Source organism: Paenibacillus amylolyticus (assembly GCF_036894225.1).
Lineage (GTDB): Bacteria > Bacillota > Bacilli > Paenibacillales > Paenibacillaceae > Paenibacillus > Paenibacillus amylolyticus.
On sequence record NZ_CP145894.1, the window covers coordinates 33,855 to 51,910 of the forward strand.

At 40.3% G+C, this 18,056-nt stretch carries 14 protein-coding genes; all 14 read left to right on the plus strand.

The genetic code is table 11. From position 1 onward, the window contains the following. Positions 1 to 101: 101 nt before the first annotated feature. On the plus strand, positions 102 to 524 hold the full coding sequence (locus V6668_RS31980; RefSeq protein WP_338709268.1) for a MerR family transcriptional regulator: 423 nt from the start codon (positions 102 to 104) through the stop codon (positions 522 to 524). Between the two features lie 266 nt (positions 525 to 790). Continuing rightward, positions 791 to 2,878, plus strand: a complete 2,088-nt coding sequence (locus V6668_RS31985) for an ATPase, T2SS/T4P/T4SS family (RefSeq protein ID WP_338709184.1) — start codon at positions 791 to 793, stop codon at positions 2,876 to 2,878. Next, on the plus strand, positions 2,875 to 3,765 hold the full coding sequence (locus V6668_RS31990; RefSeq protein ID WP_338709185.1) for a hypothetical protein: 891 nt from the start codon (positions 2,875 to 2,877) through the stop codon (positions 3,763 to 3,765). The genes V6668_RS31985 and V6668_RS31990 overlap by 4 nt, the downstream gene beginning before the upstream one ends. 45 nt (positions 3,766 to 3,810) lie before the next feature. Next, positions 3,811 to 4,695: a hypothetical protein gene (locus V6668_RS31995; protein WP_338709186.1), complete on the plus strand. Its 885-nt coding sequence runs from the start codon at positions 3,811 to 3,813 to the stop codon at positions 4,693 to 4,695. A gap of 28 nt (positions 4,696 to 4,723) precedes the next feature. Beyond that, positions 4,724 to 4,960, plus strand: a complete 237-nt coding sequence (locus V6668_RS32000; protein WP_338709187.1) for a hypothetical protein — start codon at positions 4,724 to 4,726, stop codon at positions 4,958 to 4,960. A 12-nt stretch (positions 4,961 to 4,972) separates the two neighbouring features. Beyond that, entirely contained in the window at positions 4,973 to 5,401 is a 429-nt protein-coding gene (locus V6668_RS32005; RefSeq protein ID WP_338709188.1) for a DUF4320 family protein, read from the plus strand. Between the two features lie 3 nt (positions 5,402 to 5,404). After that, positions 5,405 to 5,821 carry a hypothetical protein gene (locus V6668_RS32010; protein WP_338709189.1) on the plus strand — a complete coding sequence of 139 codons (417 nt, stop codon included), beginning with the start codon at positions 5,405 to 5,407 and terminating at the stop codon, positions 5,819 to 5,821. 12 nt (positions 5,822 to 5,833) lie between these two features. Then, complete coding sequence (locus tag V6668_RS32015) at positions 5,834 to 6,526, plus strand: RcpC/CpaB family pilus assembly protein (RefSeq protein ID WP_338709190.1); 693 nt, start codon at positions 5,834 to 5,836, stop codon at positions 6,524 to 6,526. Between the two features lie 28 nt (positions 6,527 to 6,554). Further along, positions 6,555 to 11,828, plus strand: coding sequence for a fibronectin type III domain-containing protein (locus V6668_RS32020; protein WP_338709191.1), 5,274 nt, complete (start codon positions 6,555 to 6,557; stop codon positions 11,826 to 11,828). Between the two features lie 112 nt (positions 11,829 to 11,940). Next, entirely contained in the window at positions 11,941 to 12,855 is a 915-nt protein-coding gene (locus tag V6668_RS32025; protein WP_338709192.1) for a copper amine oxidase N-terminal domain-containing protein, read from the plus strand. A 77-nt stretch (positions 12,856 to 12,932) separates the two neighbouring features. Then, positions 12,933 to 15,311 (plus strand): CARDB domain-containing protein, encoded by a 2,379-nt coding sequence (locus tag V6668_RS32030; protein WP_338709193.1) that lies wholly within the window; start codon positions 12,933 to 12,935, stop codon positions 15,309 to 15,311. A gap of 18 nt (positions 15,312 to 15,329) precedes the next feature. Continuing rightward, the gene (locus V6668_RS32320) at positions 15,330 to 15,755 is read left to right on the plus strand and encodes a prepilin peptidase (protein WP_422395306.1); all 426 of its coding nucleotides are present in this window, start codon (positions 15,330 to 15,332) and stop codon (positions 15,753 to 15,755) included. Positions 15,756 to 16,228: 473 nt separating this feature from the next. Beyond that, positions 16,229 to 16,804 (plus strand): hypothetical protein, encoded by a 576-nt coding sequence (locus V6668_RS32035; RefSeq protein WP_338709194.1) that lies wholly within the window; start codon positions 16,229 to 16,231, stop codon positions 16,802 to 16,804. A 431-nt stretch (positions 16,805 to 17,235) separates the two neighbouring features. Then, positions 17,236 to 18,033, plus strand: coding sequence for an alpha/beta hydrolase (locus V6668_RS32040; protein ID WP_338709195.1), 798 nt, complete (start codon positions 17,236 to 17,238; stop codon positions 18,031 to 18,033). Positions 18,034 to 18,056 lie beyond the last annotated feature (23 nt).

Sequence of the window (18,056 nt, forward strand, 5' to 3'; positions counted from 1 at the left end):
TAAACTGTGCTATCTTTATATTATCAAAATTATATAAAACGTATGAACGTCGTCTCTCGAATGTTGAGGCGACGTTTTTATTTAAGGAGGGGGTGATCCGAGTGGAAGAGTATTCATTGACAGATATCTCTGCTGCGCTCGATCAAAAAGAAAGTACGATTCGTCGCTGGGGAAAGTTGCTCGAAAATGCCGGGTATCAATTTTCTAAAAACGAGCGGTCTCGTAACTACTCAGAATCAGATTTGGAACTGTTTAAAAAGGTGAAGGAGTTGACCAAAGGTTTAAAAGCAGAATTGGCTGTAGCTGTGGCCTTTCAACTCCTGCAAGAACCTTTAAATGAAAAGATCAACATCGATCTTGAGCCAGAAATTTTGGAGTTAGATGTGTTTATTCAGAAATTCAATTCTGAATACTTTTGGAACTCTGGACAGGCGCTCCAGCAGTTACATCAAAAATGGGGGAATTTGAAGTTGAAATATCGGGGCCAAACTTTCCCTGCGGACTCCGATATAGGAAAAAGATGATATGACAATAGACATTATTATAAACATGTTGTTGCTGTTTATCTTTTTCATAGTTGTTACAGGGGTATCTTTCCTGGCTTGGTGTGTAATAGGCATAATGAATAGTTTCAATAGAAAAAATTCATATAACAAAGCGAAGTTAACACTCATAAAGCCTGTAAATGAACGCTGGCTTAAACGACGGCCATCATTGTAACAGAAATGTTTGATCCGAATAGTCAGAAAAAAATTAAATTATTACCTCGAAACGAGGAAAGGAGTACATCATGGAAAAAAGAGCTAAATTTATCTCATTCTCTAACTTGGCTGGTGGTGACGCAGTTCAAGGTCTACTGCGTTTATTAACGGTTATGAAGAAAAGGAAAGTGGCAATTATTGAAACGCCTTGCTTGGGTATCCCAAGAATGAGTTACGCACTACCGCCTGAAGAAATATCTAAAATTGAAAAAACAAGATCAATGGATCAATTTATGATTGACTACGAGCGTAATGAGCTCAAACAAATGAGCGACTATATGGTGACATCAAATGGGATTGACTATCTCATTGTTCATCCAAAGTCCATGCCGGAATCTCCTACAATACGAAAACTGGAATCGAATCAGCCGCTGATTCAGATTCCTTTTTTTATTGAGAAGCAACTGCGCGAAACTTACGATTACGTATTAATGCTGACTCAAGGCGTTTTGATGCACCCTATGACTCATTTTGCGATTCGCTCCGCAGATGCAGCGATACTTTATAGCGGTCAAACAACCGATTTTGTCCAAAACTTTACTCATCATAAAAAACTTCAAGAGGTTTTTGGTGTTTCACCAGAACGATTAGCATTGTTTGTAGAAGACCACAATATTCCGGTAGTAGAAGGTGTGGCTACATACTCTAAAGATATCTCTAAAATGTTGAAGTTGATTGATGGTCTGGCTCCAAATGAACATAATCTTGAAGCTGTATCTTCTGATGATCATGAGTCTGATGAGGCGATTGGAGTTATTGATCCATTGGAGTACTTGGACTATCAGGTGAAGCTAACACAGTTTACAGGTGAATTCAGCCAAAGTGATGCAGAAACATTGGACCAAAAACTGGTTCCTTATGTTCGGCAAAAGTTAATGGATAACCACCTGGACGATTATGTGAAGTCTTTAATGAATGAACATGAACGTCAGAAAGTAAGGTATTTCATTGCAGATATCATCAGAGAGCAGAAAGAGTATCAATTTAATGCTTCTATCCCAGCTGTTATTGAATGGGTGCAAAAGGAGATTACGGAACTCGGAGTGCTACAGGAAGCGCTTGATGATCCTACAATCAGTTCTATCGAGGTTAACGGAGTTAATCAAGTGATGGTGGAACAAAACGGGGTTGAGGAGCATCTTGAGCATATCCAGTTTCGAAACAATGATCATTTACGCCAAACGATTGACAAAATTCTCATGCCAATTGGTAAACCCATTTCAAGCAATGAGCCTATAATTGATGCCAATTATCAAGGATTTCGGGTATGTGTCGTCGCGGACAACGAAAAATTTGAAGGGATTAGTGCCGGATCATCTCTTATTTCGATTCGTAAGTTCCCACCAGATGTTTACAGCCATGAAGCTTGTATTGAATACGGAAATGTTTCTCAAGAGATTATTGATTTCCAGAGTCTCGTAATACCAGCTGGAGCAAATATCATTAATGCAGGATCAACGAATAGTGGTAAGACTGCGCATCAAATGCGCTTTCCGTTGTTTGTACCAAAGAAAACGAGGATCTTATCGATTGAGGATAGCGAAGAGATGCGTTTAGCTTTCAAAATGGCTTATCGTGACTATCCAAATCTCCCTTCGCTCCTGGTAAAAGAGGTGGAGGACAATCCGTCTAAAAGTTATGGTATCGATAAACTCATCAAGACTAGTCTACGGTTGCGGCCAACAGTTATTTGCATTGGTGAGATTAGGGATAAGTTTGCTGCAGAGCAAGCCCTTATTGGTATGAATACGGGTCATACTGTTTGGGCTACGATTCATGCCAACACTGCGAGGGACGCAGCAATACGATTCCTTCAATTGAATGGAAATACGGCTGCTGCTGCTAGCCAGACTGCAAGTTCCATCGATCTGATTTTCTTCCAAGAGAAATCAGTTGCTGGTCCACGAGTTGTAACTGAGATTGCTGAGTTACTGTACTTTAACGGAACAACAGAACCTGTGCTGAACACGATCTTTAAATATAATTTCACCACGAAGAAGCATGAAAGAGTTGGAGGGATAATGTCAGAGAATCTCATAGAAAAATTAGTTAAGAAAGAAATTGATCCAGCAATCATTGAAAAGTGGGCGCATAGAGAGCCGGGGGATGCAGCATGATCTCCCTGGTTCTTTATCTTTTTTCAGGTCTTTTAATAGCGTGGGCTGCCTTCTCGTTGTTTTCAAAAAAAACGAAAGAAACTCGGCAGAGAGAACATCGGTTGGAAAAGTTTTTTGGTTTTGCAGAGTTGAGTAGAGAAGCGAACGATGCTGGTATAGCTTTAAAACCCAAGCATTATATCTCAATCTTGACAATTGCCGTTGGCGCTGGAGCTGGAGCTGGATATTTCACGAACAACATTTTGTTTATTGCAGTGGGACTTGCCGTTGGAATTATCGTTCCACGGATAATCATTGGCAACTATAGGTATTCAAAGCGCAAGGATTTACTTTTTAACTTACCTTTGAATGCCAGGTTGGTTACGGCACAGCTGAGGGATAGCAAGTCATTAGAGAAAGCCCTAAACATGTCCTTGCCTGTTATGTCCGGTGCTACTAAACCAGTGTTTGAGCGTCTCTATACGTCACTTAGACTTGGAGTACCTATGGATAGAGCACTGATGCAGGCAAGGAACGAAGTTAAATTCAGAAAATTTGATGATCTATGTGAAAAATTGCTGATGGGTTATAACGATGGTTATCATGCTCTATCGGTGAAATCGATCCGTCAAACGATTGAGGAAATGGTACGTGATATTCAGCTGCTCACAGAAATTGATATGAAAAACAAAAAGGCCCTCTTTCAGCCGTATGTAACGTTTACCCTTTGCTTTGCCTTCCCTTTGTTTTGTGCTTACATGGAACAGGAATTGTCTCAAGCGACAGCTCAAGGGATTACGTTAGATACGCCAATAGGAAAAATTTTGATTGTCAGTATGCTTATTGTGGCTGTTATTGGACTCTGGAAGAAAGACAAGTATCTAAGACTCAACCTGGATGCACTTTGAGGGGAGGGATGCTTATAAAAACTAACGAGAAAGGGAGGCGAGAAGTTGATCTCATCAGTGTTTTTAGCGGTTGGCTGCTTCATCATTGGGGCGGGATTAATGCAAATACTCTTGCCTAGTTTCGAAAAGCAGAAACAGGCAGCAAGAATTGCACAGGCCTTGAATTTAACACAAGCGGAGTCTATACGGAGGGCTCAAAATCCTTTTGTACGGCGAGTCAGCGACATGATGATGGCTGGAAGTTGGCTGGACAAGGTTCTAGGTGCAAAGCGAAGAGAAACCTATAACTTGCTTGGTATTGAAAAAAAATACGAAGTCTACGTTGCTCAGGTATTTTTTCAATCTTTGTTAGTTGCCCTACTGCCTGTCATGCTGGGCGCAATGATAGACGAACCAATACTTTATATGTTTGGTCCCACTGGATTAATAATTTTTCTTAGACAAGGTCTGAGAAGGATTACTACTTGGGATAAACAACGTAGAAATGACCTTATTCAAGATTTGCCTCTTTTGGTTAGTGGAATGATTACTGCCTTGGCAGTCGGTGCACCTTTACGTGATGTATTTGAGCAAGTGAGCCAACGTTGTCATCCTTTACTTGCTCACTTTTTAAATCGACTTATTGCAGATCTCAACTCCATGCCCTTAAAACAAGCATTACAACGTTTTGCAGACTCAATCAACATGCCTGAAATTTATGATTTCGTATCTGTTGTTAATGTAATTGTGGAAAAGGGTTTTAAAGAGTCTGAGGAAGACTTGAATGGTATTCAGAACGATATTCAACGATTAAATCGACTTTCCTTGGAGATTCGGACTGAAGGTAATCCTCAAAAATTAAATAGGTTTTACTTAATAATGATCGGACATGTTCTGGTCTTTGTTTTTTTAATGATGATGAAACTCTTTGCTGCAATGAATTCTTTATAAACTAAAACAAATAATGGAGGAATTTAAAATGAAAAAAGTTATCACGCTGTCTAAAGGAAAAATCAATTTGTTTGGGTTGAAAATGTATCAAAAAGGTAGAGCGTTTTTGGCTGATCGACGTGGTGGTGCCGGTGATACACCGAACTATGTCTTTAATGTTTTTATCGGGCTTCTGCTGGCTATTGCCGTGTACTTGTTATTTAAAGAACAAATTAATACGTTCATCACGAATACTATCTTTGGCAAAATGAACACATTGAGCTAACGGTTTGATGCCATGATAAAAAAGCTAAAACAATTTAAACGTAGTGAAAGAGGAGACGGCTGGCTCTGGCTCCTCTTTTCCATCCTTATATTCACGATTCTAGGGCTGATCAGCGTCTCCATTGTCAATTATCAAATGACAAAGTCAAATGTTAAAACTGCCGCTAATGAAACACTTCAAATAATGAAAGTCGAAAATGGATCTACTGAGGCCACCAGACAACGGTTCAACACATTATTGACCAAAATGGGGATTGATCCTGCTAGGGTTGAATTCGAAGCTACACCTCAGATGGTACAACGCGGCGATGCGCTGGAGATTACTGCAAGAGTTAAAGAATATGAAATTATTGGCTTGAAAGCAATTGGAGTCAATTACAAGACATCAATAGAAGTACACTCATCAGGTCTAGCTCATAAATACATCAGAAAGGGCGATTAACTTATGCCGAAGGTATTAGGTCTTATTTTAATTGGCATATTGGTGATTGCATTTATTAGCGACTATCTTGTTGTTAATTCAGTATATGAAAATTCAGGCCGTGGAATTGAGCATGCAATAGACGCTGGAATTGTGAAGGCTGGATATGTCACTGATGCACAATCAGGTTTTGTACAGCTGAACCAAGCATCCTTAGATGCTGCGATTCGAAGTGAGTTTATCAGAAATTTGAAACTCGATGCCACTATGAAAAACCCGGTAATGAAAGATACATCGATGGATATCAGTATTGACTATACCTCCAGTGATGTACCGTGGATTTCGGTTCAATTCAAAACAAATGTCTCATTCTTACTGCCCTTTATCACTTATCCGGTAACGATTAATCGGAGCATTGCATATGAGAGCGTATATAAATAGGGAGGATTAATCTTGAAGAAATTAAAAAAATTTTGGAACAACTACACCCGGAACTTATCCATTGTGGTTGTAGGTGTAGTAATGGCAGGGGTTGCATATAACTTGACTGAGAATTCTGTAGCTAGCCAGGTTCAGACTGAACAAATCATAGTAGCCAAAGAAAACATTCCACCACATACAAAAATCAGTAAAGAGATGTTGGAATTCCAGGATAAAGTGATCAGTGAGATTCCAGGGGACGCTGTGAAGAACGCGGACGACATTAAATTTGGGGATACGTATACCGGAGAATATGGATTTCTAAAGGGGACAGCAATTCGATCTGAACTTGTTCAGAGTGCTGAGCAGTCTCCTTATGGATCTGCATTAGGCTTGAAAGAAGGTATGGTTGAGATCGGGTTGAAAACGGATCTTGTGCAATCTGCAGGGGCAAATGTAAAACCAGGAATATTGGTTGATATTTATGCCGCATTGACTGAAGAACAGTCTACGCGTGTTATAGGGAAAGCTGATCCAGATCTTGCGAATATTCTTGTAAAGAACGTGCTGAATGCAGAGGCATCCGAAATTAACCAGGCTGATGCCAATGGAAGTAAAGTGCCAGCAGTTGTAGTAGTTGAAGTCAATGATAAGCAAGCACAAAAACTCATGGTTTATCAAGAGAGCGGAAAAATATATTTGTTGCCTGCAGGCGTGAGAAACTAATTATTTATATCGAAAGTAGGTGTTCAAGATGAAAGTAAATAAAATCAAAAGATATCTTAGCCTGATCTTAGCTGTAGTAATTGCTGTGTCTGGATTTACGTTTTTCCCAAATAGTACTCAGGCAGCGACATATTATAAATGGGAGAAATCGACTGCTATTGATGGCTTTGTCGTTAAATATGTTAGTTCAAGAAGTTCAATCGGTATTTTAAGCCATTTTGGGTATGGGAAATATACCTTAAATCCTACCACGGGTAAATTTACACTGTCAGACGGCCCAAGAGAGTTTAGATTCGTCGATAGCAGTAACCCTGGTGGAACATTATATAATTATGACACTAACGGTTTAACTCAAGTAACTGGTTGGTACAACGACGGTATGGGGTACTACGATGATGGATCATATGGCGGTGGAGCTAGTATCACCTCAACAAAATTAGCAGCTGTTCAAGGAAAGGTACCTGGGGAAAGTTTAGGTTTTGTATATTCAACTTCTTACGGTGCTTATCCATATGATGGAGTGGGATCGGATGGTTATTATTATCGTTCCGCGGGGTCCACTAATAATGCACCGCCTGTATTAGTAGTAACTACTACAGGAGACAAAACAATGTATACGGATGGATCTTTTACTATATCGGGGACAGTGCAAGATTCTGATAATCAACCAGTAACGATATCGGCCGACATCGGAGGTGCTACGAAGTCAGTTACAGTAACCGGAACCACTGCAGCTCAGGTATGGCAGATCTCATGGGATCCGAACGAGATTTCTTCAGGTACATATATCAATCCTGTAATTAAGGCTACAGATGGTTTAATTACTACCAGCGTTAACTATGCTGGTAAGATTGAAGTCAAACCACAGATATATTACTACTGGAGTAAGTTTAGTGTAGTAAATCCTCCTCCTTACGTTTGGTCCTTAATGGGGGAATCAACAGATGATGCAAACCCAAATCTACCTGGATTTTATGCTAGTTTCAATGTAATTCCAACAGCTAAAAGTTCGAATGTGTCAGGAGAGTATTTCAGTAATTTAACTGCAAGTAGGCCGGTAGGTTACTATAAGAGACCCTACAATGAAGAGGCTAATGTTAGAAAGTTTACGAGAACCGGGGATCGTTCTTATACAGAGGAGCTACTGGTTTGGAACTCAAACACTCAATCTGCTAGAGGAACACTAATACAGTCTAACATTAGAGCTGCACAAAACACCTACCCAGATAATGGGAAGCATACGGATGGTTTCTGGTACACGAAAATTGGATCAGTACCTAACGAAATGCCTGTTGTTTCTGTCACACAAGCAGGTTCACAGAATGTGAATCTAAAACCTGGTACAGACACTATAACAATTTCAGGTACTGTTTCTGACCCTGATAATGATACTCTAACAATATCAGCAACAATAGGTGGTATAGCAAAGAGTGTGGTATTAAGTGGAACACAGACTGCAAAACCCTGGTCTTTAGTTTGGAGGACATCTGACTTTGCAGCTAGTGGTTCATACAGTAATGTAAAATTACTTTTTGATGATGGAAAAGATGGCTTAGTATCTGCCACCTATACCGGTAAAGTGACCATTGACACTACACCCCTTTATTACTGGGATAAGTACAGTACGAAGAATCAGATAACAGGTTATAGCGAATCTAAAGGTACAACTTATAGAAGTGATGCCTCTACTATTAATGGGTATCGTAATTACACTTTTAACACCACAACAGGTAAGTTTTCGGGGGTAGGGGAGTATGAAGTGGCACCTACTTATCCAACTTGGGCTGGGACCAGACTATTTAGCATAGGTTTTGCAGGTATGACGGAAAACCTGGTTACCAACTTAGATCAAGTACAGTCTACAGTATATAGCGCTGTAGCTACTTCCTCAATTAAGATAAGAAATGATTTAATCTCGTCTAATATCCTAGATATAGATAAAACTTATCCAGATGATGGATTACACACTGATGGGTTCTGGTATGTAAAGAAAGCAACAAACAATATGTTCCCGGTCTTAACGGTAGATAACTCAGATATGATGTTAAACGCTTCAGGCAAGATTACTTTAACAGGTACAGCGTTCGACTCGGATGGAGATACGATCACTATAAACGCTACAATTGATGGTGTTACTAAATCAACAACTGTTAAGGGGTCTGGCTCGTGGCATTTGGACTGGGCAGCTAGTGAAGTACCAGCCGGTCGTTATACTGCTGTCTCAATTGAAGGCTCTGACGGTAACGAAGGAATTGATAAGATTACCTATAACGGACTGATCACTGTAGATAAAACAGCACCGGTTATTACAGTTAGTTTAGAGGATCAGACCTGGACGAGTGATCAGATTAGTCTCACTGTTCAATGGCTTGATCAACTTTCTGGTATCAACGGAAATGAGAGAAAATATAAACTAAGCACTTCTCAGCAGGTACCTGCAAATTGGGATACTTCGGCTTCGGATAACCTAACCTTGGACATTACAGATGAAGGAGCGTGGTATTTGCATATAAAAGCAGCGGATCAGGCAGGTAATGCCACGACTAAACTTGTAGGACCGTTCCAATATCAAAAGCAGCCAGAAGTTCCGACGTTGCGTGTAAATGCTGTTGGAGCTGATTGGAGTGAACTAGGATGGTCGTTACCAAGTGGCTCTTTTGCAGGAGCTTATACGTATAAAGTTGAAAATACAACAACCGGTCAATCGTGGGACGTGACTTATCCGACGGATAAGATCCGGGAAGAAGGGCTGGTATCTGGTACGACATACCAGTACCGTATCAAAGCAGCGAACCATGTTGGAGAGTCGAATTGGAGTAATTCCTTTGAAGTGTTGACTTTGCCTGCAGCAGTAGAGGATCTAACCGTATCATTTGTTTCAAATAACAGTAGCACTGTAGACATCTCATTTGCTGAAGTTGATTCTGCAGTCGGTTATTTGCTTTCCATCAAGGAAGGAGCTAATTCCATTTATGAAAAGGAACTCAACTCAGCTGGTACACATCAAGTAACAGATCTTGAACCAGGAAAGCAATATACAGTAACGGTTTCGGCAAAAAATGCTAGTGGAAATGGACAGGATACCGTTCTTGGGTTCTTATCACTGCCAGAAGCTCCTGGCGAATTCCAATCAGCAAAAATCAAGGAAACGGAAGTTGAGTTGATGTGGAATTCTTCTCCGACTGCAACTTTGTATGAACTGTTGCGAGGTGAAATGGAGCGTTACAGCGGTAATGATCTTTCCTATACGGATGAAGGTTTAGAGAGTGGAACGGAATATGATTATTCAATCTCAGCAAAAAATGATTCCGGATTTGGAGATATTGCATTCCTTAAAGGAATTATTACACTTCCGGGAAAAACAGAAGTGAGCTTGGACCAAATTGAAAAAGAGGCAGTAAAATTCTCTATTACACCAGTTCGCGGAACCGAAAACTATGTTGTGCTGGTAAATGGTATGAAGGAAATGGATCTACCTGCAGAGACGGAACAATTTGAAGTGGATTCACTTGCATCAGGTACGGAATATACCTTCGAAGTGTACGCCCAAAACCGCAGTGGATATGGTGTATCCGATAAGGTCACAGTTCGTACACTGCCAGACAGTCCTGAAGGATTAGAGATCTCAGAAATTAGCGATAGCAAAGCTAAATTAACCTGGGAGCCGGTACAAGGCGCAGACAAGTACAAAGTCTCAATCTCAGATGATGTTTATGAAGTTTCGGGTACTGAGTTGTTCCTTTCGGATTTGACTGCGGGAACAACGTATCAGGCAAAGGTAACAGCGGGAAATGTATCCGGTTATGGGGAAAGCATCGAAGAGGCGTTCTTAACGCTGCCGGCGAGTCCTAACTCTTTACATCTCGTCGAGGTCCAATCAAATCAAATTATACTTGCTTGGGATAAAGTGACCAGCGCGAACAAGTATGTGATATACAATGAAAGTGATGAGGTTATCGGAGAAACAGAAAAACCGACATACTCACTTCGGGATTTGAAACCTGGTAAAACCTATAACGTTTATATTACGGCCATCAATGACACTGGTGAGGGGCAAAAAGCAGGATTCACGCAGCGTACCCTTCCAGGAAGCTGGACAGTTAATCCTGATGATCCAAAGGGTGATTCTCCGATTACAGTAGGGGATCGCAATGAAAACTCAGTCGTAATTACAGTGGACCCAATAGAGGGTGCCGATCAGTACAAAGTTGTAGATGGAGAGGGCAACGTAGTTGGCGTCATTACTACACCAGAAAATGCAACTGAAATCGGAGGTTTGGAAAGCGCCAAGGAGTATGAGGGTTGGATCATTATTCCGATAAACGATGCAGGTGAAGGTAAGGGAACACCAGTACCAACTTTCGTCACATTACCATCATCAGATTTTAAAGTAACTACTACTGACCCAACAACTGGTTCACTGACAATTAAAGTAGAAAGCTCTTTAAACAACGAGATCTTTGTTTACGCAATGAATGGAAAAGAGATTCATCGGGGTAAAGACAAATCCTTTACAGTGAAAGGGTTAGGAAGTAATCAGAGCTATACGTTTTCAGTATGGACTGAAAATAGTGCTGGAGACAAAACCGAACCAAAGACTGTAACAGGTCAAACCAGCCAAATACCAGTATCCAGCGGTGGATCAGGTAGCGGTGGAAACAGTAACCCAGAAGCAAAACCAGATGCAGAGTTGCCTGCTGAAGATCAGCAATCTCCATCTCCGAATGGAACAAATGGAGGTACTGGCAATACGCCTAGCTTCCAGGATATCGGAAGCTCATTCGCCAAAAACGAAATTCTTACTCTTTCCGAGAAAGGTATTGTCAAAGGAACGTCTGATTCAGCATTCGAACCTGACCGTCAAGTTACACGCGTAGAGTTTGCATCTATGCTTGTCCGGGCCTTGGAGTTACAAGAATCAACGGATACACTACTTACCTTCCAAGACATACAGCGGACAGCCTGGTATGCTCCAGAGCTGGGAGCTGCGATTCTAAATGGGGTTGCTCATGGTTTTAGTGATAAAGAGTTCCGTCCTTTTGATTCAGTCACTCGAGAACAAGCTGCAAAAATGCTTTCGAATTCCTTCTATAAAGGGAATTTGTTAGATGGTGACGTTGCTTTTAAAGATGCAGGTACAATCGCAGCTTGGGCAAAACCAGAAATTAAGTCATTAACTGAGGTTACAGTGATCAATGGCTATCCAGATGGAAGTTTTAAACCTAAAAAAGGTTTAACTCGAGCTGAGAGTGCTGTACTCATTTACAGAGCATTGGTTGAGCTTTATGATCCGGCGAAATAATTATCATTGTTAATGATTGACAAAGTTTTTATTTGTAGTATTATAAAAATATCACCACGAGATATTATTGTATCTCGTGGTGATACAAAAAAAGAAACATGAGGTGAATGATATGATGAAAAAACATAAAATAATGTCTATTCTTCTTTCAGTAATCATGGTGTTCAGTCTAGCGGCTACTGCTTCAGCGGCACCAAAGGCTATCACTGTAAAGGTTGATGGAAAAACAGTAAAGTTTCCAGATGCTAAACCGTATTATGAAGGTAGTCGGGTAATGATTCCTGTACGTTTTGTCTCGGAGTCATTGGGTGCTAGAGTCACCTACAAGAAAGCAACCTCCGGAAGTAAGATCAAAAGAACGGTAGGTATAACACTGAACGGAAAAAACATTGAAATGGACGTTAACAGTGATGCAGTACTAGTTGACCAAAAAATCATCAAACTTGATGTCCCGGCTCGTTTACAGAATGAACGTGTGTTTGTACCAATTCGCTTTGTATCCGAAGCACTTGGAGCAGACGTTAAATGGAGTCAGGCAAACCGTCTAGTTACGATTACAACTACGAAAAAACCTACTACTCCTACTGACCCTACAACTACACCTGGTGCGGGAAATGACGATGATAACATGTACGGTGATTTCCAATTCAAATCAGGATTCACAGATTTGGCTAAAGCCTTATTCACTAACAACGCTAAAGTATCTAACGGTACGCTTACCTTCACGGTTCCTAAAGATGCTAAGGCCACTTACTGGTCAAAGGACATGGCTAGTAAAAAGCTTGAATCCGGTAAAACCCATACGTATACCTTGGGTGCAAACAAGGGATCAGTAACAATCACCTTAATTTATCCAGGTAAAAATGAACAAGAAAGTTATACTCTATTCCTCGATAGCAAGGAAACCAGCGATCTTGCTAGTAAGTTTGGATCTATTACAAACGATGCCATAGTGGCTCTAGCCACGAAGAATGGTGTTGGAGCAAACACTTTGAGTAAGGTAATAGCAGCAGCGAAAGCTTTGTAAAGCATTGTAATGAATTAAACATATCAGGGGAGCCTGCATTTATATGCAGGCTTCTTTGTTTTTAAAGGAGAGAGCACATGAGGCATTTCAAAACAATAGTACTCACCGGAATACTGCTTCTTTTATTTTGCACTTCAGCTTTTGCGGCAACTGCACCTATGATTAAAAAGTTCGCATCTGGATTGAATTATGATTCAACCGGGGATAGTTTGTATGGGTATATACCTGCTCTTGGACAGAATTTGGATCGACCATGGCAACTATCAAGATGGGCAGCTTCATTTCATTTCTCAGGTAAGGAAGAAACTTCTTTTGATAATTACGATGTGTTCAACGTCAAACGTCAACCTGACGATCCCAAATTTGATAAGGAAAATGGCTTTGGTCTCACGTACAAAAGTGAAGATGGATTAGGAACTCTTTTCGATGCCATCATGAAAGGACAATCAATAAATAGTAAGCAGCTTAAATATTACAGGGATACTTTTATCTCTTCAGCTGGAAGTTACAGCGGAGATCATCCATATCTTTACTCGCTGAACAATAGAACGCCATTGCTACGTACTGCAGGAATAATCCAACGGATGGGAGCACAGTTTGATCGGAACCAAAAATTGTCCGAAGATAACTATGTTGCCCATTTTAATGTATCACCTTGGCCGGAAGTAAAAGTAACACAAGGTAAACAACTCGTTATTGGTCTATCCGCATACGGTTATACCGAACGAAACATACGGTTAGTGGCTGTTAAAAAAGGTGACTTCCCAGAAATGAACAAAGTAGTTAGCCTTACAGATGGTAAGCTTCTACGCACCAGTGATTCGATCTACAATGACACGGTCACCGCCTCAGCAAAAGATATTGTAAAGGTATTGGGTAAAGAGGTAGATATCATCCTTGAAGACGGATATGGACGTACAGATATTCAGTCTGTGACTCTACCTGAAGAAGATCAGCAGATGGACTATGTCCCTACTAAATTAACTCTCACAGAGGCAGGGCAGCTATGGGTTAAGTTCCGGTATGACGGAGAGGATATCATTTCTTCAGATTACATAAGTGATCGCGGCATGCCTATGACCGCTTCCGTTAAAATCGGAGGAGCAGCAACCGCAGAATTCACTCTGCCATCCATGAACACTAGTATTACGAAAAACTTAAAAAATGGTCAAGAGTTCAATTATATGCTTGGGAAAATCGATATTAGCGATGCACCAGGCAAATACTATATTAAAGCTACAGCAACCATCAATAATCCGAATCATCAGGACCGCGCTCTAGAATCACCATCTGATGCCTATAAAAACAATGAGATAGATGGTTCCTGGTTAATTGAGCGGGAAGCTACAGATGTGGATCTAATCGCTCAGTCCGTAACAGCTTCTCCAAACTCAATCAAACAGGGAGACAGCTCTACAATTACTGCTAAAGTCAAAAATAACAGCGGGAAAACCCAAAGTGGCGTCACTATTCGCTTTTTCGATAATGACAAAGTGATTTACGAAGCCAAGAAAACGATGCCTGCAAATGAAGTCATATCGGTTGGTCCATTCACATGGAGAGGCGACGAAGTCGGCATGCATAACATCAGTGTGCATGTAGATCCGGATAAAGAAAAACCGGACAAAGACCGTTCAAATAATATTGCAACTACCGGATGTGCCGTGACCACCGGCAGCTCGGGTGGAGGAGGAAGTAACGGGAACTGCAGTGAAGCGGCTACAGGTAATTGGACCGTTACATACCCGCTCATCACAGGCTACCCGACAAAAACTCGGACAGTTTCTTGGACAGGAGCGGACGGTAAAACTAGAACAAGCACTGAAAGCTATACAGATTACAGTGATCCGATCTGGGAAAATCGTAACGTTACTTATCAAGAAAAACTGAATATTAGCTCCGAAGTTGATACAAAACAGAATATTGCTACAGATCTAAAAAAACCTAAAGAATCTGATCGAGAAAGCCGTGGTTCATGGGAAATCATCCCTTATGCAAGTAAAAAGGGATTGGATGCTAAGAAAATCACTCGTGCAGGATACGGATTCGAAGTTAAAGTGAAGACCAGTTATACGACCGACTGGGAAACTAAAGTACCTAAAGGTCTAGAAAATACCGCGAAACCTATTGGTGGGACCTATTCTGGACCCAAGACCATGACAGCAAGCATCTACAACACGAAGGGACAACTGGTTAAGACGATTCAGATGGAGAAAACGTCCGGAAACGATAACTCCGCTACATGGGAGCTACCTGAAACTCTCGTAAAATCTGACTCAGGGAAAACGTATAAGGACCGTAAATTCTATACATCCATTGATTCTCCGGATGGTAAGTATACAGTTGTGATAAAATCAGGACCAGCTGGAAATCAAGGAATCAGCGTCTGCAGCACACAAACGATTGAGATCTATGGAAGTATGTATGATGATGTGCAGAATCTTCGCAATGACTAATAAGGACGGTAATAGATAATGAATCTAACTCTTCTGATTCTTCTCATAGTGAGTTGTTTTTGGTTTACGTATACAGATTTACGGTACAGAGAAATTCCTAATAAGATAACGCATTGGGCTATTTTGGTCCTGCTTTTTGTAAGAATCCCAAGCCCAGAGTTTTACGCTGGACTGATCCCCGCAGCAGTATTGCTTATGATTTGGTTTTTTTCACCGTCATCTTTGGGTGCTGGTGATGTAAAATTGTTTGCAATGATTGGTCTTTGTATGGGAATTGAAGAAACGTTCACAGTACTCTTTTGGACACTCGCCTTCTTCTGTATTAGTGTACTGAGTATACGAATTATGAGAAGAAGGAGGGTAGATTCATTGCCCTTAGCACCTATGATTACGGGGTCAATCCTTTTCACACTTTCTTTAGGTTGGTTGTCATACTTCGTATAATTGTTTTTGAGATAATTGAACATAAAAATACTTTTTGCGAACTTTTTACGAACAAAATGCGTACCATTTCCTTGATTTTGTGTGATAAGATCATATTATCAAGAGTATCAAGCAAGAGCCACTTCATTAACTGAGGTGGCTTTTTTTTTTGTGGAAGGGAGTGGGATAGAGTCATCTAAAACTTATATCTTTTTCCGGAAATTACGTTCTAATCCTCACATTAATGTGGGGATTTTTTGCGTTTGAAAACTAAAACCGGAAGCAAAAACGTAATAAAGTTAAGTCTTGTTAACGAAAGAGTACATATTCATGGTCGGGAGATTTAGTATTACGATGTCATTATCAAACCAAGTCGGTGCCATCCCAAGCGAATAAGGTAAAAAATCATACAGGAGTGTTAGTGGACTTACCTGGTTATGGAAACAGCCCTGAAGAGGTACTAACTACAATTAAGATCAAGGAGATGATTAATTTTGACAAGAGACGAAGTTATTAATGCTTTCCCACCAGCAGGGCATGACATGAATGCATGGATACTTTTGGGGGCTATCGCTGCAATTGTTTTTGTAATTATGTTCTTCTTATGGAGTACAGATGTTTTCCAATATACGAAAGTGGGAACTGCATTAGCAATTGTAGTAATGTCGGTAACTCTATTGTTTGATATAGCAGTAGTTCTTCCTAAATTGTGGGAAGAAAATAGATATGAAAAGGAATTGCCAGAAATACGAGAAACTTGGGTCAAAGAAATGTTCAATCCTTACGTAGAGAGTTTAGAAAAAGTTAAAATATCAATACTTCAAAGCAAGTGGAACGAAGAAGGGGCTATAGATGTATTACTTGACACCAACAAATACAAAAAAAATCTAAATGGGATAACAGATTTTCAGTATTACGAATCCACTGATCCCAACGATGAAGGATATATATATATTAAAGATTTAGGAAATATTGAAGACTTTCCAAAAGATTTTTCTATCAAAATGTCTTATGGTTCTACCCTTATTGATAGCGTCCATATCCCTAAGAAAAAAATCTTAACCAGATAGCCGCTGTTCATATCTGTATGTGGCAAATTCTCATTTCTAATAAGTGAGAAAGACAGATTGGACTACACCAAGAAAGGAGAAAGTGGTCTCTGAGCATAAAGAGATCACTTTTTTTGATTTTAGAGTTAGTTTATCATTCAGTTGCCGTTTAGTATAATTATTATTTACACATGTTAATTGAACATAAAAATACTTTTTGCGAACTTTTTGCGAACAAAATGCGTACCATTTCCTTGATTTTGTGTGATAAGATCTTATCATCAAGAGTACCAAACAAGAGCCACTTCATTAACTGAGGTGGCTTTTTTTGTGGAAGGGAGTGGGATAGAGTCATCTAAAAACTTACATCTTTTATTCCGAAAATTACGTTCTAATCCTCACAATAATGTGGGGATTTTTTGTATTTAAATCTAATTCCGGAGGCGAAAAACGTGAAAAAGTTAAGTGTTGTTAACGAGGTAGTACATATTCATGGTCGGGAGATTTCATATTACGATGTCAGTACCTGTGTCGAAAACCCAGTCGGTGCGTATGTTGTCATTCATGGCGCATTGGGAAACTCAGAAACAACAGTGGATTTCGCTACATCCCTAGCGACTAAAGTACAAGATCATGCTGTAGTACTGGTTGACTTACCTGGGCATGGAAACAGCCCTGGAGAGGCCTTAACGACAATTAAAGAGATTGCTGGAGTAGTCACAAACTTCGTTCAAACGCTCCAAGAAAGTAATAATTACGGTGATACAGTATATCTTGTTGGTCACTCTATGGGAGGATCGGTGGTTTTGCAAATGTTGGTCGATGGATTTAACGCTAGCAAGGCTGCAATACTCATGAGCAGTCCAGAGTGGAGTAGCATGGCTAGCATGAATGGAATACCAGAAGATCAAATCCAGGATGTATTCGAGCAAATGATGACATTTGAGTTTGAACATCTCTCAGACCGAGATCAGTATATCTCGCGAATTCCTTATATGTCCGCTGGTCCGAAAGCGGCCATAGCAGACCTTAAGGCGTTGTCTACGTTTAACATTTTGCCCGAGGCAGCGAAAATCAAAGCACCTTTGTTAATTGTGGCTTCCGAATATGATGATACAGCCAGTTTGGAAAGTGTCGAGGCTCTTGCTAGTAAGCTTACCAATTACGGATCTCATATTGTTATGGGTGGCACCCACACTGCCGTAATTGGTCATGCAGAAGAAGTAGCAGACGTTGTGGCAAGATTCTAAAATTGAATTTATTTACAAATATC